The 22,254-nt window shown below is 46.1% G+C and carries 23 protein-coding genes, 1 tRNA gene and 2 pseudogenes; 14 read left to right on the top strand and 12 right to left on the bottom strand.

Going from position 1 to position 22,254, the window contains the following annotated elements:
- Positions 1 to 10: 10 nt before the first annotated feature.
- Complete coding sequence (locus tag WES_RS12195; RefSeq protein ID WP_016158103.1) at positions 11 to 310, bottom strand: hypothetical protein; 300 nt, start codon at positions 308 to 310, stop codon at positions 11 to 13.
- A 22-nt stretch (positions 311 to 332) separates the two neighbouring features.
- On the opposite strand from WES_RS12195, the gene hexR reads away from it, so the two are divergent.
- Positions 333 to 1,202: a DNA-binding transcriptional regulator HexR gene (gene hexR, locus WES_RS12200; protein WP_001056712.1), complete on the top strand. Its 870-nt coding sequence runs from the start codon at positions 333 to 335 to the stop codon at positions 1,200 to 1,202.
- 126 nt (positions 1,203 to 1,328) lie between these two features.
- On the top strand, positions 1,329 to 2,771 hold the full coding sequence (gene pyk, locus WES_RS12205) for a pyruvate kinase (RefSeq protein ID WP_000091160.1): 1,443 nt from the start codon (positions 1,329 to 1,331) through the stop codon (positions 2,769 to 2,771).
- A gap of 121 nt (positions 2,772 to 2,892) precedes the next feature.
- On the opposite strand, the gene lpxM is transcribed toward pyk, so the two are convergent.
- The 3 genes from lpxM to znuA form a co-directional block, all read right to left on the bottom strand.
- Entirely contained in the window at positions 2,893 to 3,864 is a 972-nt protein-coding gene (gene lpxM, locus WES_RS12210) for a lauroyl-Kdo(2)-lipid IV(A) myristoyltransferase (protein WP_010357026.1), read from the bottom strand.
- A gap of 118 nt (positions 3,865 to 3,982) precedes the next feature.
- Positions 3,983 to 5,305 carry a murein DD-endopeptidase MepM gene (gene mepM, locus WES_RS12215; RefSeq protein WP_001184035.1) on the bottom strand — a complete coding sequence of 441 codons (1,323 nt, stop codon included), beginning with the start codon at positions 5,303 to 5,305 and terminating at the stop codon, positions 3,983 to 3,985.
- A 15-nt stretch (positions 5,306 to 5,320) separates the two neighbouring features.
- Entirely contained in the window at positions 5,321 to 6,253 is a 933-nt protein-coding gene (gene znuA / locus WES_RS12220) for a zinc ABC transporter substrate-binding protein ZnuA (protein WP_024195121.1), read from the bottom strand.
- Between the two features lie 78 nt (positions 6,254 to 6,331).
- Between znuA and znuC the strand changes: the two genes are divergently transcribed.
- Positions 6,332 to 7,087, top strand: a complete 756-nt coding sequence (znuC, locus tag WES_RS12225; protein ID WP_000202981.1) for a zinc ABC transporter ATP-binding protein ZnuC — start codon at positions 6,332 to 6,334, stop codon at positions 7,085 to 7,087.
- Positions 7,084 to 7,869 (top strand): zinc ABC transporter permease subunit ZnuB, encoded by a 786-nt coding sequence (gene znuB, locus WES_RS12230; protein WP_000571472.1) that lies wholly within the window; start codon positions 7,084 to 7,086, stop codon positions 7,867 to 7,869. The genes znuC and znuB overlap by 4 nt, the downstream gene beginning before the upstream one ends.
- Before the next feature lie 543 nt (positions 7,870 to 8,412).
- On the opposite strand, the gene WES_RS12235 is transcribed toward znuB, so the two are convergent.
- The 3 genes from WES_RS12235 to WES_RS12245 all read right to left on the bottom strand — a co-directional run bounded on the left by WES_RS12235 (position 8,413) and on the right by WES_RS12245 (position 9,976).
- Positions 8,413 to 8,859, bottom strand: coding sequence for a YcgN family cysteine cluster protein (locus WES_RS12235; RefSeq protein WP_016158098.1), 447 nt, complete (start codon positions 8,857 to 8,859; stop codon positions 8,413 to 8,415).
- A gap of 92 nt (positions 8,860 to 8,951) precedes the next feature.
- A complete protein-coding gene (locus WES_RS12240; RefSeq protein WP_000284295.1) occupies positions 8,952 to 9,611 on the bottom strand; it encodes a fumarylacetoacetate hydrolase family protein in 660 nt (219 codons plus the stop codon).
- A 71-nt stretch (positions 9,612 to 9,682) separates the two neighbouring features.
- A complete protein-coding gene (locus WES_RS12245; RefSeq protein WP_001516252.1) occupies positions 9,683 to 9,976 on the bottom strand; it encodes a YcgL domain-containing protein in 294 nt (97 codons plus the stop codon).
- A 128-nt stretch (positions 9,977 to 10,104) separates the two neighbouring features.
- Here WES_RS12245 and minC point away from each other — a divergent pair, with 128 nt between their 5' ends.
- The 6 genes from minC to WES_RS12270 all read left to right on the top strand — a co-directional run bounded on the left by minC (position 10,105) and on the right by WES_RS12270 (position 13,190).
- A complete protein-coding gene (gene minC, locus WES_RS12250) occupies positions 10,105 to 10,800 on the top strand; it encodes a septum site-determining protein MinC (RefSeq protein ID WP_010357020.1) in 696 nt (231 codons plus the stop codon).
- Between the two features lie 23 nt (positions 10,801 to 10,823).
- A complete protein-coding gene (gene minD, locus WES_RS12255) occupies positions 10,824 to 11,636 on the top strand; it encodes a septum site-determining protein MinD (RefSeq protein WP_000101043.1) in 813 nt (270 codons plus the stop codon).
- Between the two features lie 3 nt (positions 11,637 to 11,639).
- The gene (minE, locus tag WES_RS12260; protein WP_001185665.1) at positions 11,640 to 11,906 is read left to right on the top strand and encodes a cell division topological specificity factor MinE; all 267 of its coding nucleotides are present in this window, start codon (positions 11,640 to 11,642) and stop codon (positions 11,904 to 11,906) included.
- A gap of 446 nt (positions 11,907 to 12,352) precedes the next feature.
- On the top strand, positions 12,353 to 12,505 hold the full coding sequence (locus WES_RS24725; RefSeq protein WP_370906317.1) for a hypothetical protein: 153 nt from the start codon (positions 12,353 to 12,355) through the stop codon (positions 12,503 to 12,505).
- Between the two features lies 1 nt (position 12,506).
- Positions 12,507 to 12,851, top strand: coding sequence for a YMGG-like glycine zipper-containing protein (locus tag WES_RS12265; RefSeq protein WP_000730702.1), 345 nt, complete (start codon positions 12,507 to 12,509; stop codon positions 12,849 to 12,851).
- Positions 12,852 to 12,854: 3 nt separating this feature from the next.
- Positions 12,855 to 13,190, top strand: coding sequence for a YmgD family protein (locus tag WES_RS12270; RefSeq protein ID WP_000178040.1), 336 nt, complete (start codon positions 12,855 to 12,857; stop codon positions 13,188 to 13,190).
- 306 nt (positions 13,191 to 13,496) lie between these two features.
- Here WES_RS12270 and ymgF read toward each other — a convergent pair whose 3' ends face one another.
- Together ymgF and WES_RS12280 are read right to left on the bottom strand one after the other, a co-directional pair.
- The gene (gene ymgF, locus WES_RS12275; protein WP_001043534.1) at positions 13,497 to 13,715 is read right to left on the bottom strand and encodes a cell division-associated protein YmgF; all 219 of its coding nucleotides are present in this window, start codon (positions 13,713 to 13,715) and stop codon (positions 13,497 to 13,499) included.
- Between the two features lie 171 nt (positions 13,716 to 13,886).
- A complete protein-coding gene (locus tag WES_RS12280) occupies positions 13,887 to 15,410 on the bottom strand; it encodes a cyclic diguanylate phosphodiesterase (RefSeq protein ID WP_016158094.1) in 1,524 nt (507 codons plus the stop codon).
- 871 nt (positions 15,411 to 16,281) lie between these two features.
- Here WES_RS12280 and WES_RS0121260 point away from each other — a divergent pair.
- Complete coding sequence (locus WES_RS0121260; protein ID WP_010345776.1) at positions 16,282 to 16,611, top strand: YkgJ family cysteine cluster protein; 330 nt, start codon at positions 16,282 to 16,284, stop codon at positions 16,609 to 16,611.
- Positions 16,612 to 16,920: 309 nt separating this feature from the next.
- The gene (locus tag WES_RS12285) at positions 16,921 to 17,637 is read left to right on the top strand and encodes a YebC/PmpR family DNA-binding transcriptional regulator (RefSeq protein WP_000532905.1); all 717 of its coding nucleotides are present in this window, start codon (positions 16,921 to 16,923) and stop codon (positions 17,635 to 17,637) included.
- 113 nt (positions 17,638 to 17,750) lie between these two features.
- On the opposite strand, the pseudogene WES_RS12290 reads toward WES_RS12285, so the two are convergent.
- Positions 17,751 to 18,105 (bottom strand): annotated as a pseudogene (locus WES_RS12290) (hypothetical protein); the annotation flags it as partial.
- Between the two features lie 775 nt (positions 18,106 to 18,880).
- Positions 18,881 to 18,956 (bottom strand) — tRNA-Ile (locus WES_RS12295).
- Between the two features lie 830 nt (positions 18,957 to 19,786).
- Between WES_RS12295 and WES_RS24005 the strand changes: the two are divergent.
- A pseudogene (locus WES_RS24005) lies at positions 19,787 to 20,060 on the top strand (IS3 family transposase); the annotation flags it as partial.
- Positions 20,061 to 20,171: 111 nt separating this feature from the next.
- Here the strand turns inward: WES_RS24005 and icd are convergent.
- The gene (gene icd, locus WES_RS12300) at positions 20,172 to 21,422 is read right to left on the bottom strand and encodes an NADP-dependent isocitrate dehydrogenase (protein ID WP_016158091.1); all 1,251 of its coding nucleotides are present in this window, start codon (positions 21,420 to 21,422) and stop codon (positions 20,172 to 20,174) included.
- Between the two features lie 170 nt (positions 21,423 to 21,592).
- Here icd and rluE point away from each other — a divergent pair, with 170 nt between their 5' ends.
- Positions 21,593 to 22,246 (top strand): 23S rRNA pseudouridine(2457) synthase RluE, encoded by a 654-nt coding sequence (gene rluE / locus WES_RS12305; RefSeq protein ID WP_016158090.1) that lies wholly within the window; start codon positions 21,593 to 21,595, stop codon positions 22,244 to 22,246.
- Positions 22,247 to 22,254 lie beyond the last annotated feature (8 nt).

Below are 22,254 nucleotides of genomic sequence, written 5' to 3'. Positions count from 1 at the left end.
TCTCCTTAAGTTAACTAACCCGGTACTTAAGCCTGGGTATAATTGTAATTTTCTTACGGTGCACTGTACTGCTTTTACGAGCTTGCGAAAACTGTAAACGCTTATCCACCCGTGCGATTACGGCAAAAGCGCGTAAAGTGCGGCAAAACTGATAAAAAAACCATCGTTTTCCTTTGGGTAAAAATCTGACACTGATCATGTTATGAAAAAAAATAACAACTTTTTTATCTGCTTTTGTCATTAACACAGCGCACAGGCGTAATATCTGACAAAACTGCATTTCGATTTCTTTCAGTGCGGAAATCGTCATTACCCGTGAGTCTCTTTACATCATGAATATGCTGGAAAAAATCCAGTCTCAGCTGGAACATTTGAGCAAATCAGAACGCAAAGTTGCCGAGGTCATTCTTGTCTCGCCCGACAACGCGATCCATTCGAGTATTGCTGCGCTGGCACTGGAAGCCAATGTTAGCGAACCGACAGTCAATCGTTTCTGTCGCAGCATGGACACACGCGGTTTTCCTGATTTTAAACTGCATCTGGCGCAAAGTCTGGCTAATGGCACACCCTATGTTAATCGCAACGTCAGTGAAGATGACAGCGTTGAATCATACACAGGGAAAATATTTGAGTCGGCAATGGCTACTCTCGATCACGTCCGCCACTCGCTGGATAAGTCCGCCGTCAATCGTGCTGTTGATCTCCTCACCCAGGCGAAGAAAATTGCCTTTTTCGGGTTAGGTTCTTCTGCCGCTGTTGCTCACGATGCAATGAATAAGTTTTTTCGCTTCAATGTTCCGGTGATCTACTCGGACGATATCGTACTGCAGCGAATGAGTTGTATGAACTGTAGCGATGGGGACGTCGTTGTGTTGATTTCCCACACCGGCAGGACCAAAAATCTGGTTGAACTGGCACAACTGGCGCGGGAAAACGACGCAATGGTGATCGCCCTCACCTCTGCTGGTACACCACTCGCCCGGGAAGCAACGCTGGCAATTACCCTCGACGTACCGGAAGATACTGACATTTATATGCCCATGGTCTCTCGACTTGCCCAGTTGACCGTGATAGATGTGCTGGCAACAGGATTTACTTTGCGACGCGGCGCAAAATTCAGAGATAACTTGAAGCGGGTCAAGGAAGCTCTCAAGGAATCGCGTTTTGATAAGCAGTTACTTAATTTAAGTGACGATCGTTAAAACGATTGCCACTGTTCTAATCTTATACGACATCCGAATGAGATTAATTTATCGCCAAAATGGCTTTATTTCATTCGGATTTCATGTTCAAGCAACACCTTGTTGTTTCAGTCAACGGAGTATTACATGTCCAGAAGGCTTCGCAGAACCAAAATCGTTACCACGTTAGGCCCTGCTACTGATCGCGATAATAACCTTGAAAAAGTTATCGCTGCCGGCGCAAACGTTGTACGTATGAACTTTTCTCACGGCTCGCCTGAAGATCACAAAATGCGCGCGGATAAAGTTCGTGAAATTGCCGCAAAACTGGGGCGTCATGTGGCTATTCTGGGTGACCTTCAGGGGCCAAAGATTCGTGTATCTACCTTTAAAGAAGGTAAGGTATTCCTCAATATTGGGGATAAATTCCTGCTGGACGCCAACCTGGGGAAAGGTGAAGGCGATAAAGAAAAAGTCGGTATCGACTATAAAGGATTGCCTGCTGACGTCGTGCCTGGCGATATTTTGCTGCTCGACGACGGTCGCGTTCAGTTAAAAGTGCTGGAAGTCCAGGGCATGAAAGTGTTCACCGAAGTGACCGTCGGCGGCCCTCTCTCCAACAATAAAGGGATCAACAAACTCGGCGGCGGCCTGTCGGCTGAAGCACTGACCGAGAAAGATAAAGCAGATATCCAGACTGCGGCGCTGATTGGCGTGGATTACCTGGCTGTCTCCTTCCCTCGCTGCGGCGAAGATCTGAACTATGCTCGCCGTCTGGCGCGCGACGCAGGTTGTGATGCGAAAATTGTCGCCAAGGTTGAACGTGCAGAAGCCGTTTGCAGCCAGGACGCGATGGACGACATTATTCTCGCCTCTGACGTGGTGATGGTTGCACGTGGCGACCTCGGCGTAGAAATTGGCGATCCTGAACTGGTCGGCATTCAGAAAGCGTTGATTCGTCGCGCGCGTCAGCTGAACCGCGCGGTAATCACTGCGACCCAGATGATGGAGTCAATGATTACCAACCCAATGCCGACTCGAGCAGAAGTTATGGACGTGGCAAACGCCGTGCTGGATGGTACTGACGCAGTAATGTTGTCTGCAGAAACTGCTGCGGGTCAGTATCCGTCAGAAACCGTTGCAGCCATGGCGCGCGTTTGCCTGGGTGCGGAAAAAATCCCAAGCATCAACGTGTCTAAACATCGTCTGGACGTTCAATTCGACAATGTGGAAGAAGCTATCGCCATGTCCGCGATGTATGCGGCTAACCACCTGAAAGGTGTTACCGCTATCATCACCATGACCGAATCAGGTCGTACCGCGCTGATGACTTCCCGTATCAGCTCCGGACTGCCAATTTTTGCGATGTCTCGCCATGAGCGCACCCTGAACCTGACTGCGCTTTATCGTGGTGTAACGCCGGTCTATTTTGACAGCGCGAATGATGGCGTGGTTGCTGCCAGCGAAGCGGTAAATCTGCTGCGCGATAAAGGCTACCTGATGTCTGGTGACCTGGTAATTGTCACCCAGGGCGATGTGATGAGTACCGTGGGTTCTACCAATACCACGCGTATTTTAACCGTAGAGTAAGTACATTGCCGGATACGGTGAAAACGCCTTGTCCGGCCTGCAATTCAATGATAATTCAACAGATTTGAAGCAAACTTGAACTTATCATCAGACGAAAGCCTCTCTTCGTGAGAGGCTTTTTCTATTTGATAGGATAAAGATCTTTACGTTTATAAGGCTGGATTTCGCCCGGTTTGCGAGTCTTGAGCAATTTTAAAATCCAGGTGTATTGCTCTGGTCGCGGACCAACAAAAATCTCGACTTCTTCATTCATCCGCCGCGCAATGGTATGGTCATCTGCCTCTGACAAGTCATCCATCGGCGGGCGCACCTGAATCGTCAAACGATGTGTCTTGCCGTCATAAATCGGAAACAACGGTACGACACGCGCACGACACACTTTCATCAGACGACCAATCGCGGGCAGCGTCGCTTTATAGGTTGCAAAGAAATCAACAAATTCACTGTGCTCCGGGCCATGATCCTGATCGGGCAAATAATAGCCCCAGTACCCCTGACGAACCGACTGGATGAACGGTTTTATGCCGTCATTCCTCGCATGTAGACGACCGCCAAAACGACGACGCACGGTGTTCCAGACATAATCAAAAACCGGATTGCCCTGATTATGGAACATCGCCGCCATTTTCTGCCCTTGCGAGGCCATCAGCATCGCGGGGATATCTACCGCCCAGCCGTGCGGCACCAGAAAGATCACTTTCTCGTCGTTACGCCGCATCTCTTCGATGATTTCCAGTCCCTGCCAGTCTACGCGCGGCTGAATTTTTTCCGGCCCGCGTATCGCCAATTCTGCCATCATCGCCATCGCCTGCGGCGCTGTGGCAAACATCTCATCCACAATCGCTTCGCGTTCAGCTTCGCTACGTTCTGGAAAGCAAAGAGACAGATTGATTAACGCACGACGACGTGAGCTTTTACCCAATCGTCCGGCAAAACGTCCCAGCCGCGCCAGAATGGGATCGCGGAATTTCGGAGGGGTTAAGGCAATGCCGGCCATCGCCGCCACACCCAACCAGGCTCCCCAGTAACGCGGATGGCGAAAGGATTTATCAAACTCAGGAATGTATTCACTATTATTTTTTTTCGTTTCCATGCTTTTCCAGTTTCGGATAAGGCAAATATCAATCTGCTGATAGTGTAGCGGCGCAACTTGCCCCGCACCAAATAAAAAAGCCGGTACTGACTGCGTACCGGCTGCGAATGGGTGTTAATTAATCAAACTGTAGCTGCGGCACAATCTCTTTGGCCTGCGCCAGGAACTCACTGCGATCGGAGCCAGTCAGCCCTTCGGTACGCGGCAGTTTCGCCGTCAGCGGGTTTACGGCCTGCTGGTTGATCCATACTTCATAGTGCAAATGCGGCCCGGTTGAACGCCCGGTATTACCAGAAAGCGCGATACGATCGCCACGTTTTACCTTCTGCCCCGGTTTCACCAGAATCTTGCGCAGGTGCATATAACGCGTGGTATAGGTGCGGCCATGACGGATCGCAACATAATAACCTGCGGCGCCACTGCGTTTGGCTACAACCACTTCACCGTCACCCACCGAAAGTACCGGCGTACCCTGTGGCATCGCGAAATCAACGCCCCTGTGCGGCGCAACGCGGCCTGTTACCGGGTTCAGACGACGCGGGTTAAAGTTAGACGAGATACGGAACTGCTTCGCCGTCGGGAATCGCAAGAATCCTTTCGCCAGACCAGTACCGTTACGATCATAGAACTTGCCATCTTCGGCACGGATAGCGTAGTAATCTTTACCTTCAGAACGCAAACGTACGCCCAGTAACTGGCTTTGTTCACGTTTGCCATCAAGCATTTCACGTGACATTAATACCGCAAATTCATCGCCTTTTTTAACCTTCCGAAAGTCCATCTGCCACTGTAACGCTTTAATCACTGCGCTCACTTCAGCACTGGTTAAACCAGCACTTCTGGCGCTGGCAACAAAGCTCGACCCTACAGTGCCTTTCAGTAGATTATTAACCCACTCCCCTTGCTGCATTTCGCTGGTCATTTTAAAACCGTTTGCTGCAGTGCGGTCATAGGTACGCGTTTCCCGACGAGAAACTTCCCAGGTCAGACGTTGTAAATCGCCCTCTGCGGTTAATGTCCAGGTGAGTTGTTGACCAATTTTCAGGTTACGCAGATCTTTATCCGCAGCAGCCAGTTGGGTGATATCACCCATATCAATACCATATTGATTGAGGATGCTACTTAGCGTATCGCCTGTGGAAACAACATATTCATGCACACCCGCTTCTCCGGCGATCTTGTCGTCCAGTTCATCTTGCGGAATGGCTTCATCTTCTTGTGCGGCTTGATCAATCGGTTCACTGGCTTCAGGTAAAAGTGAACGGATTTCGTTTTGTTCCAGCTCAATAGTTTTGACAATTGGCGTGGCGTCGCGGTGGTAAACATAGGGCCGCCAGACAGCGACGGCCAGAGTAAGAACGGTGAGCGACCCCAACATAACGCGGTGTGGTCGCGGTAAATTATTAAACGCCAGGGCGACAGAGCGGGCTATCTGTTGCACGTAATCACTTCCTCATTAATCTCCTTTCAGGCAGCTCGCGTACTGGTTGGCTAATTGATTCAGAAATTCTGAATAGCTTGTTTTACCCAGTTTGATATTCGTCCCAAGGGGATCCAACGTTCCCATACGAACGGATGTCCCTCGTGCGACGCTTTCAACGACCGCTGGCCTGAACTGTGGTTCAGCAAAAACGCAGGTTGCTTTTTGCTCAACCAACTGTGTTCTTATTTCATGTAAACGCTGCGCGCCCGGTTGAATCTCTGGGTTAACGGTAAAATGACCAAGCGGTGTCAGTCCGAATTGTTTTTCGAAGTAGCCGTAAGCATCATGAAAAACGAAATAACCTTTTCCCTTGAGCGGCGCGAGCTCATTACCAACCTGTTTATCGGTTGCAACTAATTGTGCCTCAAAATCCTTCAGGTTGGCGTCAAGTTTGGCTCGACTTTGCGGCATAAGTTCCACTAATTTTTCATGGATTGCAACCGCTGTAGCCCGCGCTATCTCTGGGGAGAGCCAAAGATGCATGTTGAAATCGCCGTGATGGTGATCTTCGTCACTTTTTTCCGCGTGGTTATGATCATCATCATCGCCGTGAATACTTTTCATCAGCATCGGTTTCACATCATCTAGCTGCGCAATCGTTACCTGTTTCGCCTCAGGTAATTTGCTCACCGGCTTTTGCATAAACGCTTCCATCTCCGGGCCAACCCAGACGACTAAGTCCGCGTTCTGTAAGCGTTTTACATCCGATGGACGCAGTGAATAATCGTGTTCAGAAGCACCATCAGGCAGTAATACTTCAGTCTCTGTTACCCCATCAGCAATGGCGGAAGCGATGAATCCAATAGGTTTAAGCGAAGCAACAACGGCGGCATCTGCCGCCTGTGTTGCACCACCCCAGAGAGCGGCAGATAATGCTGCGAAAAGAAGCGTTTTTTTATGTAACATAATGCGACCAATCATCGTAATGAATACAAGAAGTGTGATATTATAACATTTCATGACTACTGCAAGACTAAAATTAACATGACAAGTCTGGTTTCCCTGGAAAATGTCTCGGTTTCTTTTGGCCAACGCCGCGTCCTCTCTGATGTGTCGCTGGAACTTAAACCTGGAAAAATTTTGACCTTACTTGGGCCGAACGGCGCAGGTAAGTCGACGCTGGTGCGGGTTGTGCTCGGGCTGGTAACACCAGATGAAGGTGTTATCAAGCGCCACGGAAAACTGCGTATCGGCTACGTGCCGCAAAAGCTCTATCTCGACACCACGTTGCCACTGACCGTAAACCGTTTTTTACGCTTACGCCCCGGTACATATAAAGAAGACATTCTGCCCGCACTGAAACGCGTTCAGGCCGGACATCTGATTGACGCGCCAATGCAAAAGCTCTCTGGCGGCGAAACGCAGCGTGTACTGCTGGCGCGCGCGTTGTTAAATCAACCGCAATTATTAGTGCTGGATGAACCCACTCAAGGCGTGGATGTAAATGGTCAGGTTGCGTTGTACGACCTGATTGATCAACTGCGTCGCGAACTGGATTGTGGCGTATTAATGGTTTCTCACGATCTGCATCTGGTGATGGCAAAAACCGATGAAGTACTTTGCCTCAATCACCACATCTGTTGTTCCGGCACACCGGAAGTCGTTTCCCTGCATCCAGAATTTATTTCGATGTTTGGACCTCGCGGTGCTGAGCAGCTGGGTATATATCGCCATCATCATAATCACCGCCATGATTTACAGGGGCGGATTATTCTGCGTCGGGGAAATGATCGCTCATGATTGAATTATTATTTCCTGGTTGGTTAGCCGGGATCATGCTGGCCTGTGCTGCAGGTCCGCTGGGTTCGTTTGTTGTCTGGCGCCGTATGTCTTATTTCGGCGACACGCTGGCGCATGCATCTTTACTTGGCGTCGCGTTTGGCCTGCTACTGGATGTGAATCCTTTCTATGCAGTGATTGCGGTTACGCTGCTGCTGGCGGGCGGTCTGGTATGGCTGGAAAAGCGCCCACAACTGGCGATCGATACATTATTGGGAATTATGGCGCACAGTGCTTTGTCGCTGGGTCTGGTCGTCGTCAGCCTGATGTCTAACATTCGCGTTGACTTGATGGCATATCTGTTCGGTGATTTGCTGGCAGTGACGCCGGAAGATCTTATCTCCATTGCGATTGGCGTGGTCATCGTGGTGGCAATTCTGTTCTGGCAATGGCGCAATTTACTGTCGATGACGATTAGCCCGGATCTGGCGTTTGTCGATGGCGTAAAATTACAGCGCGTAAAATTATTGTTGATGCTGGTGACGGCATTGACGATTGGCGTGGCAATGAAATTTGTCGGCGCGTTGATTATTACCTCGCTGCTGATTATTCCTGCGGCTACTGCACGTCGTTTTGCCCGCACGCCGGAGCAGATGGCTGGTGTCGCGGTTTTGGTGGGGATGATTGCCGTAACTGGTGGTTTAACCTTTTCCGCGTTTTACGATACGCCAGCAGGCCCGTCGGTGGTGCTGTGTGCGGCGCTGTTGTTTATTATCAGTATGATGAAAAAGCAGGCCAACTAAATTGCGACTGGCACTATACAGTGCCAGTTTCATCGACCAGGTCACCGCATTACGAGTATCACCAAAAAACCATTCTGTAAGAACGAGCGACCAGAGAATGTTTATATGGTCTGCATAAAATCCATGTCCGCATTCGACAAATTAAACGACGATATTAAGAATTTTCCTTTGCAGTTATTTCTCCACGAAAAAGCGAAACCAGATCCACTAACCCGCGAAAAATATCATCGTTCTCTCGAAAAAACGTGAGTGAGCAGATAAGCAGTCTCTGGAAACTGGCAATAAATACAGGAATGTAGCACCGAGAAATAGGAGTATCAGTATAAGTTCGTAAGGTGTATGAATTGCAGCACATTTGCTCGCCGGGCATTAAGTGCAGGAGTAAATCCAATCTTCATTACTGCACAGAGGGGCATTTTTCTGTTCGCATTGGGGGCAAATAATAATGACAATCCCCTGGCAATTCTGGATGTAAATTTCAGTTCTGATGCACCAACAGTGCCCCGTTCAAAACGAGAAAGTAACCCCTTCTGTTTCAACTACTCACTGCGCCCAGTCCGGTTTATTGAGTATATGATCCTGCCAGTCGATCACTTCTGATTCTTTCACCGCAATATGACGTACAGAGATTCGCTCACCGTGCATTGCCGCTTTCGAACCAGTCATCAGTGGATGCCATTGTGGCAATGTCTTCCCTTCCGCCAGCAACCGATAAGCACAGGTCATCGGTAGCCATTCGAATGTTGGCAGGTTTTCGCGGGTTAATTTAATGCAGTCGGGTTCAAACTCGAAGCGGCGTTCGTAGTTCCGACATTGACAGGTTTTAATATTAAGCTGACGGCAAGCGACGTTAGTGAAGTAGATTTCGTCGGTGTCTTCATCCATCAGTTTATGCAGGCAGCACTGACCACAACCATCACACAACGACTCCCATTCAGCATCGCTCATTTCATCAAGGGTTTTACTTTGCCAGAAAGGTATATCGCTCATCAGGTGTTCCGCCATTACGTTAAAACGCACCTTATAACCAGTCTGGCACAGCGATGCAAGTTTTGCCGCCTCATTCAGGCGGCAAAAAAGTATTACAAAACGCGAGTTGTCAAAGAATGACCATCGAAAGTAACAGTCAGTTCATCGCCACTGTGTAGCGGGCCGACACCATCAGGCGTGCCTGTTAACACAACGTCACCGGCCTTGAGGGTAAAAAACTTGCTCATATAAGCAATCAGCGGAACGATTTTATGGATCATGTCCGCAGTCGTACCTTGTTGGCGTTGTTCGCCGTTTACGCTTAGCCCCAGCGATGTATTTTGCGGATCGCCAGTGAACTCTGCGGCGGGAATAAACCCGGAAAGTGGACAAGAATTATCAAACGCTTTGGCCTTTTCCCACGGCTGCCCGGCTTTCTTCATTTTTGCCTGAATATCACGTAATGTCAGATCGAGCGCCACGCCGTAACCCACAATAGCTTTTCGCACATGCTCTTCCGTGGCCTGACGTAGCGTCGCGCCAATCAACACAGCCAGTTCCACTTCATGATGAACCGCACCGAAATCTGAGGGGATAGCCAATGGCTGGCGCAGATCGCACAGTGCCGTTTCAGGTTTAATGAACAACACGGGCTCTTCAGGCACTTCACTCCCCATCTCTTTAATATGCCTGGCATAATTACTGCCAACACAAACTACTTTACTCACCGGATAATCCAGCAGCGCACCTTGCCAGTTGTGATGTTGATACATAACGCTCCTCTCACTTCATCGTGGATCTTAAAACCCGCTCCGACAAATATGATGCCACCGCCGGATATTGGTTATTTTTTAGTGCTGTCTGTATTTTTCGCCATCACAGAAAGATGTTGCTTCAGCAAATCCTCAGGAGGTGGTGGCAATTGAAGATAATAGCCATGCTCAGCTAAGGCCTGTTTAACTTTCTCAATATCGGCATTTACCAGTTTCTTTCTCCCGTCCAATGGAAGAATCATCGCAAGTTGCGGTTGACCAAAACCTTTCATCAGCTCCTCTGGAACACGTGAAAAGTCGTCTTTTTTTTCAACATATAAATAGGTCTGGTCACGTTTACTACTTCGATAGATCACACAAAACATAATTTTACTCTGAATAAATGGGGGGGTGACTTGCCTCAATATAATCCAGACTATAACATGCCTTATAGTCTTCGTAATATCATCGCACGCTGATGATGATGGTAATTAGCTAATTGAGTAAGGCCAGGATGTCAAACACGCCAATCGAGCTTAAAGGTAGCAGCTTCACCTTATCTGTGGTTCATCTGCATGAGGCAGAACCTAAGGTTATTCATCAGGCGCTGGAAGACAAAATCGCTCAGGCTCCGGCATTTTTAAATCATGCTCCCATCGTACTCAATGTCAGTGGCCTCGAAGAACAGGTCAACTGGCCAGCAATGCACAAAGCTATCTCAGCAACAGGCTTGCGGATCATTGGTGTCAGTGGCTGCAAAAATGCGAAGCTGAAAGCTGAAATCGAAAAGATGGGGTTACCAATCCTGACTGAAGGAAAGGAAAAAGCGCCACGTCCAGCACCGACTCCCCAGGTTCCTGCGAAAAATACAACACCGGACACAAAAACACGCTTAATAGATACCCCTGTACGTTCCGGTCAGCGCATTTATGCGCCACAATGTGATCTGATTGTTACAAGCCATGTTAGCGCAGGGGCAGAATTGATCGCAGATGGTAACATTCATGTCTATGGCATGATGCGCGGTCGTGCGCTAGCCGGGGCAAGTGGTGACCGGGAAGCACAAATATTTTGTACGAGTCTGATGGCAGAACTGGTCTCTATCGCCGGTGAATACTGGCTGAGCGATAAAATCCCAGCAGAATTTTATGGCAAAGCGGCACGACTGCAATTAGTCGAAAACGCTTTGACCGTTCAATCGTTAAATTGATCCCTTTTTAACAAGGAATTTTTATGGCACGCATTATTGTTGTTACTTCGGGGAAAGGGGGCGTTGGAAAGACAACCTCCAGCGCGGCCATCGCCACTGGTTTGGCCCAGAAGGGAAAGAAAACTGTCGTGATCGATTTTGATATCGGCTTGCGTAATCTCGACCTGATTATGGGTTGCGAGCGCCGGGTCGTTTACGATTTCGTCAACGTCATTCAGGGCGATGCAACGCTAAATCAGGCGTTAATTAAGGATAAGCGTACTGATAACCTCTATATTCTCCCGGCATCGCAAACTCGCGATAAAGACGCCCTCACCCGCGAAGGGGTGGCCAAAGTTCTTGATGACCTGAAAGCGATGGACTTTGAGTTTATCGTTTGTGACTCACCGGCGGGTATTGAAACCGGTGCATTAATGGCTCTTTATTTCGCTGATGAGGCCATTATTACCACCAACCCGGAAGTCTCATCAGTTCGTGACTCTGACCGTATTTTAGGTATTCTGGCGTCGAAATCACGTCGCGCAGAAAACGGCGAAGAACCCATTAAAGAGCACCTGCTGTTAACGCGCTATAACCCTGGTCGCGTGCACAAAGGAGACATGTTGAGCATGGAAGACGTGCTGGAGATCCTGCGCATCAAGCTCGTCGGCGTGATCCCAGAGGATCAATCAGTATTGCGCGCCTCTAACCAGGGGGAACCGGTTATTCTCGATATCAACGCCGATGCGGGTAAAGCCTACGCTGATACCGTAGAACGTCTGTTGGGAGAAGAACGTCCTTTCCGCTTCATTGAAGAAGAGAAGAAAGGCTTCCTCAAACGCTTGTTCGGAGGATAAGTTATGGCATTACTCGATTTCTTTCTCTCACGGAAGAAAAACACGGCCAACATTGCAAAAGAACGGTTGCAAATTATTGTTGCTGAACGCCGTCGCAGCGATGCAGAACCACACTATCTGCCCCAGTTGCGTAAAGATATTCTTGAGGTCATTTGTAAATACGTACAAATCGATCCCGAGATGGTGACCGTACAGCTTGAGCAAAAAGATGGTGATATTTCCATTCTTGAGTTGAACGTGACCCTGCCGGAAGCAGAAGAGCTGAAATAAGCTGTATTAGCTCAGGTCCGATCTGACAGTTACCGGTTATTTATACAGGTATCTGTCAGATTACACCCTGGTTAAATTTTTCTCTTCCCCGGTTCGCTATTAAGTAATGTTGTCATCGGCGTCCAGGCACAGCCCCCTTCCCTCTGTTGAGTTCGCTCATTTGGTTGCTGCGTTGTTAGTACAGGAAATGGGAATTACCTCCTGTTTTGTATAAACGGTAACACACCCCCTTCAAGCTTTAGCGTCAAATTAAGTCGCAACTAATTCACATTATCGCCACCACAATAAAATCACTGACATTACGTTTTCTGATAAATATTGTTCACATATAAATTACACAATAATATTGATATTTCAGATTGCCTTACCTTTGCAATGCAATGTTAACATTTGATGACATTTCTTGAATAAAATATTCAAAATCAATGAGTTAATTCTTATTTAAGATTATTCCCATTCAAGCAAAAAACATAACTCTTATTATACAAACCGCGCTCATTTTGAATGATCTGAATAATATCGAGCGTTCTTTAGTTAAGCTGCTCTTAATTGAAGACGAAATTATTGTGTGTGCAACTTACTTAATACCGGACATCTAAGTTGAAGAAAAAAACACTCGCCTTCGGGCTCATCTCAATATTACTCTGCTCCACGCCAGCCATGGCGGATATGAATCGCACCACTAAAGGCGCATTGTTAGGCGCAGGCGTAGGCTTACTGACTGGCAATGGTGTAAATGGCGTACTGAAAGGTGCTGCTGTAGGTGCAGGTGTTGGCGCAGTAACTGAAAAAGGTCGCGATGGTAAAAATGCCCGTAAAGGCGCAAAAGTAGGCGCGGCCGTTGGCGCAGTTACAGGCGTCCTGACCGGCAATGGTCTGGAAGGCGCGATTAAAGGTGCTGTGATTGGTGGTACAGGTGGTGCCATTCTGGGTAAAATGAAATAAGGTATGACGATGAAAAAATTTGCTTTACTGGCTGGACTGTTTGTTTTCGCACCAATGACCTGGGCGCAGGATTATAATATTAAGAACGGCCTGCCGGCAGAAACCTACATTACTTGCGCAGAAGCCAACGAAATGGCAAAAACTGACAGCGCACAGGTTGCAGATATCGTCGCGGTAATGGGTAATGCCAGCGTTACTAGCCGTGATTTAAAAATTGAGCAATCTCCAGAACTGAGTGCCAAAGTGGTAGAAAAACTGAATCAGGTTTGTGCTAAAGATCCGCAAATGCTGTTAATTACCGCAATTGATGACACCATGCGTGCCATCGGCAAAAAATAATAGTTAATGTAGTACCGCGTCGATTTATTCGACGCGGTATATTTTTAGCGGATGGATATGCTTATAAACAAAAATGAAGTGTTAGTATTTGGCTTTGGTTTATTCCGTCAGTTTTCACTGTATCAAAAACTATTTTACTGCAATCATATCCGTATACACACTCCTCACCGCAGAGTAATTTCCCCAAAACTAAACCTGACCAGTTTTTCCAGTTTCAAAGATTAATCATCTTACTGATTGGATTTATAAGCATTTCTGATCAAATATCTGTCAGCCCAAATTGTCAAAACGTATTGAAAAGAAGGGTTAATGCTGATCCCTTTGGCTTACCAGCTTCTCTCTTAACCGGTTAAGCAAATTGATTACCAACCAAACCAGTGCATTGATTAAATTTATGGTAACAAGCACTTCTCCTAGCCAGATGCTGGGTTTGGCGACCAGGATAATCAGGATGGAGATCAGCATAAACGCAATGGAAAAGATGATATACAAAGAGAAATAATCCAGGCTATTACTTTTGTTCATGCTACTTACGGTGATCCTGACAAAATCTTCAGACAATTATAGCAAACAAAATAATGAACAATAGTAACAAGAAGCAACGAGCTAATTACCTGTCTACAATTGCACCATTTCATCGCCTTGCTGATCAATTTTCAGCCAAACATCATCATGCTATATCAATTAGTACAATATTCACTCAACAACCACTTTCACCTTCGGTTTTGACAGAATAATTTTGACGAGTTCAATATACGTCACCGGTTTATAGAAATAGTACCCTTGCTGGAACGTAATATTATTCTGGTTCAAATAGTCGAGCTGCTCCTTCGTCTCGACGCCTTCGGCGACAATACTGATAGAAAGTTTGCGCGCCAGATCCAGCACACAGTCCAGAATCCGGGTGGAATCAGGATCTGCATTGACCCGACCGACGAAACTGTGATCAATCTTAATATAATCGATGTGCAGATCATGGAGATAAGAAAGCCCTGAGTAGCCCGTACCAAAATCATCCAGCGCGATTACAAAACCATTTTCATGCAGAATGTTCAATCGCTGAACCAAATTTTCATCAACATGCAACGCTTCACGCTCGGTAACTTCAAGAACGAGATTCAAATCATGGCGAGTGAAGCTGTCGCGGTATGTCAGACATTCTTCAACAAATGTCGGCGAAATAATATGCGAGGCGCTAAAATTGATCCCAACATGAAATCCTTCCGGTAGTTTACTGGCGATCGCGTTCATTTGTGTGGCGACCTGACTCATCAAACTTTGAGTGAGCGGAACTATCAACCCTGATTTTTCAGCAAGTGGAATAAACGCTGCAGGTGAAATATATCCTCCACGTGGGTGTTTCCATCGGGCAAGGACTTCTACGCCGCGTAACGTCCCTTCCCGACCATTAACTACCGGTTGGTAAAAAGGCACAATCTCACCATTACTTATCGCTCTACGCAGAATCTCTTCAGGTGTGTCTGTTTTATTGAAATATTTATCAAGTAAAAAGGCAGCGGAACAGGATATTAACAAGCTGAATATCAAAATACCCAATCCTTTGTCTATCATTCTGGTAAAGCTAAATAGTGGCGGCTGGTTATAGATAATACTGAAATGATATTCAGTGGAGTTAACCCGTCCAGAAAGTTGATGTCTGCCATTGAGAGTTGTCACATCTCCCGACGGCCCAATAATATTATCCCCCACGCGCAAACTATATTTCACCCCCTTCAACGGCACATGGAGCGCCCCACGGATATGCTGGTCGCTAATAGTCACCAGAATACGCGTCTCAGCGAACTGAATCTGATAGAGCAGAATGGGTAATCTATTTACAGTGTCAAGCGCCGGAGCCAACAGCAAATTACTGTCAGGTATCACAGGAATACGAGATAGCAGTACTCGATTACCCGGCAGCGATGTACACCAGACTGCACCTTGTTTGAGAATGATGATCGTCCGCAGATGGGGTTTCAGCGCGGCTTCTGTACCTAGCTGATATTGTTCATCCAGATCGCACCTCTTCCCTGCAATTTCCATTGCCGTTTGAGTCGCCTGTGACGCTTCCTCAAGAATATGATTAATGTTGTTGGCGGCGTACTTCGCCCCTGCAAGACTCTCTGCTTTTGCGGAATACCAGAGCTGAATATTCAAAATAGAGACGCCAGTAATAAACAGGCACACCGCAACGAGGATGGGGATAAGTGTATTGCGCATTCGCGTGTCCCAGGACCATTATTCTCTGTTCATTCGCTCAATCTGGCGTCTACAGAGAGCATGGTAGAGAGAATCAGAAATATCCACGTTCTTGATGAAATTTTACCCACCATGCCGTAATGCCTTCAATGTTGGATGAAAATCTCAAGTGCGCGTTAATTGATTGCCCCTAAGGCAGAGAAGACGTATTGAGCAACAAACCAGAACAAGAATATTGGGTAGGCAACGTTCTCTGTGTACTCATCCTTTAATACTTAACTGTATCAATGAGTAAGGATATGCTGAACTGGTACAACGTCGATGGGGACAGTAAAGGTGATACCGAGGTAAGGCATTGTAAATTGTTACTCTACGCGACCCAGCTTTTTCTTCAATCGCACACGGCACCTGCTCATAACAGACCGTATCCATCAATAGCGGCATCCAAAATCAGATTCATTACATGCAGCAATGTCACTGGAATGAATGTAAAAAACCGAGAGCAGTGATATAACTTGTACAAGTCAAAACGTGTATTTTTTTACATTCCTGAAAACCAGAGAAATAACTTTTTCTGATAACATCTATAACCAGTTAGAATTAGAAAGAGCGCGATAGATTCTTATTTAGCAAGTCAGGCAATAGAAACCATATAATGCGAACTCTGGTTACGTAAGACATTCCCCCCCATGTTACAAATTGTAAAGATTAACTCTTCATGGTTGCATTCAACTTGTCTGGTCATATCTAAATAGATATGTAAAATTGATAACGGCTGGTAATCATTCAATACTCGCACTATAGAAAGTTCGCCAGCCTGCCGCAGGCACGCGCCTTTATACGTCGTGTCTGCGGTTTTGTTGTGATATTTATATAGAAGTACTGGTGAATTATGAGCAATCTGAATCCATGCATGGCGTGTGGTGCCTGTTGTGCATTTTTCCGCGTCTCTTTTTACTGGGCCGAAGCTGATGATGCAGGTGGAACCATACCGGCTCATCTTACTGAGCAGATATCCCCTTACCACCGATGTATGCGCGGTACTAACCAGAAGAACCCACGCTGTATTGCCCTGGCAGGAACGCCTGGAAAAAACGCCTGCTGCACAATATATAAAAACCGCTCATCCACATGTAGAGAATTCGCCATGTCAGGCGAGCATGGTGAAATTAATGAGGCTTGTAATCGCGCCCGAGCCAAATATGGACTACCTCCAATTTAAATTTTTTCAAATTTAATTAGCCCCGTACGATCGTCATCCTCAACAATATATCCAGGTAGCAAAACTAAATATGCCGCGACATTACTGTCGCGGTCAAACCATTAAAAATAAATACAGGAGAAAACCAAAATAAATTATAAAACAGCTCATCAACAATTATTAACCATTGATAAAATAAAAGTACATCTGTAACATTATCATATTTTATTTTTCATAGACGATTTTTTCCGTGTTATGCTATAATATGGCGAATAAACACAGGTTATCAACTTGTCAGTAATGTAAATAAATTTCGAGGAGATCATTCCAGTGGGACGTAAATGGGCCAATATTGTTGCTAAAAAAACGGCTAAAGACGGTGCAACGTCTAAAATATATGCAAAATTCGGTGTGGAAATCTATGCTGCCGCTAAACAAGGTGAACCAGACCCAGAATTAAACACATCTTTAAAATTCGTTATTGAACGTGCGAAGCAGGCACAAGTTCCAAAACACGTTATTGATAAAGCCATTGATAAAGCCAAAGGTGGCGGAGATGAAACGTTCGTACAAGGACGTTATGAAGGCTTTGGACCAAATGGTTCAATGATTATCGCTGAAACGTTGACTTCAAATGTTAATCGTACAATTGCTAATATTCGCACAATTTTCAATAAAAAAGGCGGAAATATTGGAGCAGCAGGTTCTGTCAGCTATATGTTTGACAATACTGGTGTGATTGTATTTAAAGGAACAAATCCTGACCATATTTTTGAAATCTTGCTCGATGCCGAAGTAGATGTTCGTGATGTAACTGAAGAAGAAGGAAGCATCGTTATTTATACTGAACCTACAGATCTTCACAAAGGAATTGCAGCTCTGAAAGCTGCCGGCATTACTGAGTTTTCAACAACAGAATTAGAATTGATTGCTCAATCAGAAGTTGAACTTTCACCAGAAGATTTAGAAATCTTTGAAGGGCTTGTTGATGCCCTCGAAGATGATGATGATGTCCAAAAAGTTTATCATAACGTTGCTAATCTCTAATTATAAATATCCTCCGGCTATGCCGGAGGTTTTTCAAATGCGCCTATAAGGTTCTGTTTCCAGCCGCGCCCTAACTGGTGCATATGATCTATCATTTGCATTCAACTTTGTTACTTACGACCCGTAAACGAGCTGCCTGGATATGGGTTCAATAATTGTTCGCCAATTTTATCTTCTTCGAGCTGGTGCTTTATATATTCTTGTATCTTTGCTGTGTTCTTACCCAGCGTATCTAAATAATAACTTCTACACCAAAATTCCCTGTTCCTGTATTTGAATTTTAGATCTCTAAATTGCTCATAGAGCATCAGACTGCGTTTACTCTTCAGATAGCCCATAAACCTCGACACGCTCATTTTCGACGGGATCTCCACATACACAGCATTCTGCTTTCGCAACGGCTAACTCCTTTGTGTATTTCGCATCAAGTGCAGCAACATCGCACTGGCGCAGCTGCATATCCGTAAAGGAAACGTCCTCAGCTTCTGATACCTCTGATTATCGATATCACCCTGAAGAAGGACTGTTGAATAAATCAGATTGCAGTGAGCAACGAGGCTAACGTCAGCAAATAAAAAGGGCGCCTACTGGCAATATTATGAATTCAACACATTACATATAGGTTAAGGTATTGCACAGCCCTGTACCTTGTAACTAATATCGAAAGATAATAAAAATATCCAATATATAACTCATGATACTTGCCCATAAAAAAGCCCTTCCGGAGAAGGGCAGGTTTTTGTATGCGCAATGTTCCATCATCTGCATGGTGCCGGGTGCCTCCCGGTGAGTCCGGCATCAGCATCCGAACCCGCAATATTGCCGCTAAAGCCGAAGGATAATTGCAACCTTGCTGATATGCCCCTCCGCACAGGGGGATTCACCATGCAGATATTTTTTTTAACAAATAAGAAAAATGGTATCAATACCATAATCTCGAAAATACATAATTTTATCAAATACAATTAATTTGTTATCGGAATATTATAATTACGGGTTTTCCTGCATCCGAAACAACAAAATCCACTCAACGGCAGATTTATACTATTTCGGCACAATATCAAAATTTGCTCAAATAAAGAAAAAGGAGTGATAGCGGCCTGCGGATCTCCCCCTTCGCACAGAGGAGTCACCATGCGATGATTTTTTAACACCAACGCATGGTACCGACTACCTGAATTGAACTGGTGCCCCATTAGTTACAAGTCAGTGACTCTGCCTGCTGAGCTAATGGCTGTATTGTTGGTGGCCCTTGCTGGACTTGAACCAGCGACCTGGCGATTATGAGTCGCTCGCTCTCACCACTGAGCTAAAGGGCCAGAAAAACACATTTACTCCATTAGAAGTACATATATACATTATCGCATTAGAAATAAAAGAAAAATTGATATTTTCTTATCCAATAAAGGCATTAATCGTATTGTATATTTTGATGATTTATATCACCTTATAAAAACAATAAGGCTTTAACCATTATCAAAACAAAAATTTCATCACATGTTGAAATAAAAGGATTCAATATCTATCACCAAGATAGACCACATATCAAAAACATTACAAAATATCTTAACTATGAAAAAAAATGTTTTTATAATATTTCTAAGTATTCTCTGTACAGGAGCCGTTGTGGAGCATCCTCACTTAGACAGTAGTGTACCAATAAACGAAATAATCAATTGCCTTTCCAGGTCCATCCATGAAAGTGGTTATATAATGGATCTCAATGGCACCAGGCTGCCTATTAATGCAAAAGAATTCGCAACATACAAAATGTCAAACTTCTCTGGTTCATTCTGGATCGAATATTCAACAGAAGGAAGACCAATAAGGGAGACTGGTATAAAAGATGCAACACAGGAGAGTTATAAGGTTCTGAATGATGCATTGCGACTATGTAGTGAGACCCTGACAAGATATTGACGTTCACAATCAATGTATTTACAGACCACACTATATATCAACAAGTCAGTTTTCCGAAATTGCTGAACATAACATTTCATCTCCGACAGTCCGCTGGCGAAGATTTTTTCGGATTTATCTGTGAATTATCGATGCAAAAAACTGTATATCTGCGGGTTTGTATTAATATCCTAACACAGACATAAAAAGTCTATCATTGCGCTTAACTTATCACAGATACGGGAAAAGTAAGCTAAAGAAAAAGCGACAACGAATTGAAATGGAAAACGAAATATTTAAAAAGGCTACCGTGCTCTTGATGCGGCTCCCTTGAACAGTTCTCGATAATCGGGAAACTCAGGGCGCGTTATCCTGTGGTCACTCTCTGCCACGTGTTCAGGGTTCATCGCAGTAGCTACAAATACTAACCAGACGGCAGACGTGCCGTATTACGCTGTCAGGTACTTGAGCTACATGCCATCAGCCACGGTTCGGCCGGAGAAAAAAGCATCGCCACAATGAGTAGAACTGCTATCTGCCCCACCAAACTATCAGGGGGTTTTGATAACCCTTAGCAAGCTAACAAAAAAACGGGCGTGTTATACGCCCGTTATAATATTTAACACATGTAGTGATTACATATTCTTGATGATCGCATCACCAAACTCTGAACATTTCAGCAGCTTAGCGCCTTCCATCAGACGTTCGAAGTCATAGGTTACGGTCTTCGCGTTGATTGCGCCTTCCATACCTTTAACAATCAGGTCAGCCGCTTCAGTCCAGCCCATATGGCGCAGCATCATCTCAGCGGAGAGGATGATAGAGCCTGGGTTAACTTTGTCCTGACCGGCGTATTTCGGCGCAGTACCGTGGGTGGCTTCAAACAGTGCGCATTCGTCACCGATGTTTGCGCCAGGTGCGATACCAATACCACCAACCTGTGCTGCCAGGGCATCAGAAATGTAGTCACCGTTCAGGTTCATACAGGCGATAACGTCGTAGTCAGCCGGACGCAGCAGGATCTGTTGCAGGAATGCATCAGCAATCACGTCTTTAATGACGATCTCTTTGCCGGTGTTCGGGTTTTTAACTTTCAACCACGGGCCGCCGTCGATCAGTTCACCGCCAAACTCTTCACGCGCCAGCTGGTAGCCCCAGTCTTTAAACGCGCCTTCGGTGAACTTCATGATGTTGCCTTTGTGCACCAGGGTCACAGAGTCACGGTCGTTAGCAATTGCGTATTCGATCGCTGCACGAACCAGACGTTTGGTGCCTTCTTCCGAACATGGCTTAATACCGATACCGCAATGTTCCGGGAAGCGAATTTTCTTCACGCCCATCTCTTCACGCAGGAATTTGATCACTTTCTCAGCGTCGGCAGAGTCAGCTTTCCATTCGATACCCGCATAAATGTCTTCCGAGTTTTCACGGAAGATAACCATATCGGTCAGTTCAGGGTGTTTAACCGGGCTTGGGGTGCCCTGATAGTAACGTACCGGACGCAGGCAGATGTAGAGATCCAGTTCCTGGCGCAGGGCAACGTTCAGAGAACGAATACCGCCACCAACCGGAGTGGTCAGTGGGCCTTTAATGGCAACGCGATATTCACGAATCAGATCAAGGGTTTCAGCAGGCAGCCAGACATCCTGACCATAAACCTGTGTGGATTTTTCACCGGTGTAAATTTCCATCCAGGAGATTTTACGCTCGCCTTTATAGGCTTTCTCGACTGCAGCGTCGACCACTTTCAGCATGGCTGGGGTTACATCTACACCGATTCCATCACCTTCAATGTAAGGGATAATCGGATTTTCAGGAACGTTGAGTTTGCCGTTTTGCAGGGTGATCTTCTTGCCTTGTGCCGGAACAACTACTTTACTTTCCATTCACCTCTCCTTCGAGCGCTTCTGGTTTGCTCGCCTGCCACCACGTTGCACATGCGTTTGCGTCCTGCGATACGGATGCATTAGAGCAATTTTTGTTAATGATTTGTAATTGACTTGTCAATACTACCCTATTGTTTGCCGTCATGAAAGATGCGCGTTATTAGGCTATAATGCGGCAATTCATAATCCCTGAAAATATCATGCAAAAAACTTCTTTTAGAAATCACCAGGTTAAGCGATTCAGCTCGCAACGTTCCACCAGGCGCAAACCTGAAAACCAGCCCACGCGCGTGATCCTGTTCAATAAACCCTACGATGTTCTTCCGCAGTTCACCGATGAAGCCGGGCGTAAAACATTAAAAGAATTCATCCCGGTTCAGGGCGTTTATGCGGCAGGTCGTCTTGACCGCGATAGCGAAGGGTTACTGGTACTGACCAATAATGGCGCGTTACAGGCGCGTTTAACCCAGCCGGGAAAACGTACCGGAAAAATCTATTATGTGCAGGTAGAAGGCATTCCCACACAAGATGCACTTGAAGCCTTGCGCAATGGCGTAACCTTAAATGATGGCCCTACCCTGCCCGCAGGTGTGGACCTGGTTGAAGAACCGGAGTGGTTATGGCCGCGTAATCCGCCAATTCGTGAACGCAAAAGTATTCCCACCAGCTGGCTGAAGATCACCTTATATGAAGGACGTAATCGCCAGGTGCGCCGCATGACCGCCCATGTTGGTTTCCCCACGCTGCGACTGATTCGCTATGCAATGGGTGATTACTCTTTGGATAATCTTGCCAACGGCGAATGGCGAGAAGCGACAGATTAAGGATGCAA

Source organism: Escherichia sp. KTE31 (assembly GCF_000407925.1).
Taxonomy (GTDB): domain Bacteria; phylum Pseudomonadota; class Gammaproteobacteria; order Enterobacterales; family Enterobacteriaceae; genus Escherichia; species Escherichia ruysiae.
This window is presented reverse-complemented; position numbering and strand designations above follow the sequence as displayed.

What these genes read in the sequence shown, in the direction of transcription:
- WES_RS12245 (WP_001516252.1), bottom strand. Translation starts at nt 9,976, where the DNA reads ATGTTTTGTGTGATCTATCGAAGTAGTAAACGTGACCAGACCTATTTA.
- ymgF (WP_001043534.1), bottom strand. Translation starts at nt 13,715, where the DNA reads ATGAACAAAAGTAATAGCCTGGATTATTTCTCTTTGTATATCATCTTT.
- WES_RS12195 (WP_016158103.1), bottom strand. Translation starts at nt 310, where the DNA reads ATGACGATTTCCGCACTGAAAGAAATCGAAATGCAGTTTTGTCAGATA.
- znuA (WP_024195121.1), bottom strand. Translation starts at nt 6,253, where the DNA reads ATGTTACATAAAAAAACGCTTCTTTTCGCAGCATTATCTGCCGCTCTC.
- znuC (WP_000202981.1), top strand. Translation starts at nt 6,332, where the DNA reads ATGACAAGTCTGGTTTCCCTGGAAAATGTCTCGGTTTCTTTTGGCCAA.
- rluE (WP_016158090.1), top strand. Translation starts at nt 21,593, where the DNA reads ATGCGGCAATTCATAATCCCTGAAAATATCATGCAAAAAACTTCTTTT.
- WES_RS12270 (WP_000178040.1), top strand. Translation starts at nt 12,855, where the DNA reads ATGACGATGAAAAAATTTGCTTTACTGGCTGGACTGTTTGTTTTCGCA.
- minC (WP_010357020.1), top strand. Translation starts at nt 10,105, where the DNA reads ATGTCAAACACGCCAATCGAGCTTAAAGGTAGCAGCTTCACCTTATCT.
- minD (WP_000101043.1), top strand. Translation starts at nt 10,824, where the DNA reads ATGGCACGCATTATTGTTGTTACTTCGGGGAAAGGGGGCGTTGGAAAG.
- WES_RS12280 (WP_016158094.1), bottom strand. Translation starts at nt 15,410, where the DNA reads ATGCGCAATACACTTATCCCCATCCTCGTTGCGGTGTGCCTGTTTATT.
- WES_RS0121260 (WP_010345776.1), top strand. Translation starts at nt 16,282, where the DNA reads ATGAGCAATCTGAATCCATGCATGGCGTGTGGTGCCTGTTGTGCATTT.
- icd (WP_016158091.1), bottom strand. Translation starts at nt 21,422, where the DNA reads ATGGAAAGTAAAGTAGTTGTTCCGGCACAAGGCAAGAAGATCACCCTG.
- lpxM (WP_010357026.1), bottom strand. Translation starts at nt 3,864, where the DNA reads ATGGAAACGAAAAAAAATAATAGTGAATACATTCCTGAGTTTGATAAA.
- znuB (WP_000571472.1), top strand. Translation starts at nt 7,084, where the DNA reads ATGATTGAATTATTATTTCCTGGTTGGTTAGCCGGGATCATGCTGGCC.
- WES_RS12240 (WP_000284295.1), bottom strand. Translation starts at nt 9,611, where the DNA reads ATGTATCAACATCACAACTGGCAAGGTGCGCTGCTGGATTATCCGGTG.
- pyk (WP_000091160.1), top strand. Translation starts at nt 1,329, where the DNA reads ATGTCCAGAAGGCTTCGCAGAACCAAAATCGTTACCACGTTAGGCCCT.
- minE (WP_001185665.1), top strand. Translation starts at nt 11,640, where the DNA reads ATGGCATTACTCGATTTCTTTCTCTCACGGAAGAAAAACACGGCCAAC.
- WES_RS12235 (WP_016158098.1), bottom strand. Translation starts at nt 8,859, where the DNA reads ATGAGCGATATACCTTTCTGGCAAAGTAAAACCCTTGATGAAATGAGC.
- hexR (WP_001056712.1), top strand. Translation starts at nt 333, where the DNA reads ATGAATATGCTGGAAAAAATCCAGTCTCAGCTGGAACATTTGAGCAAA.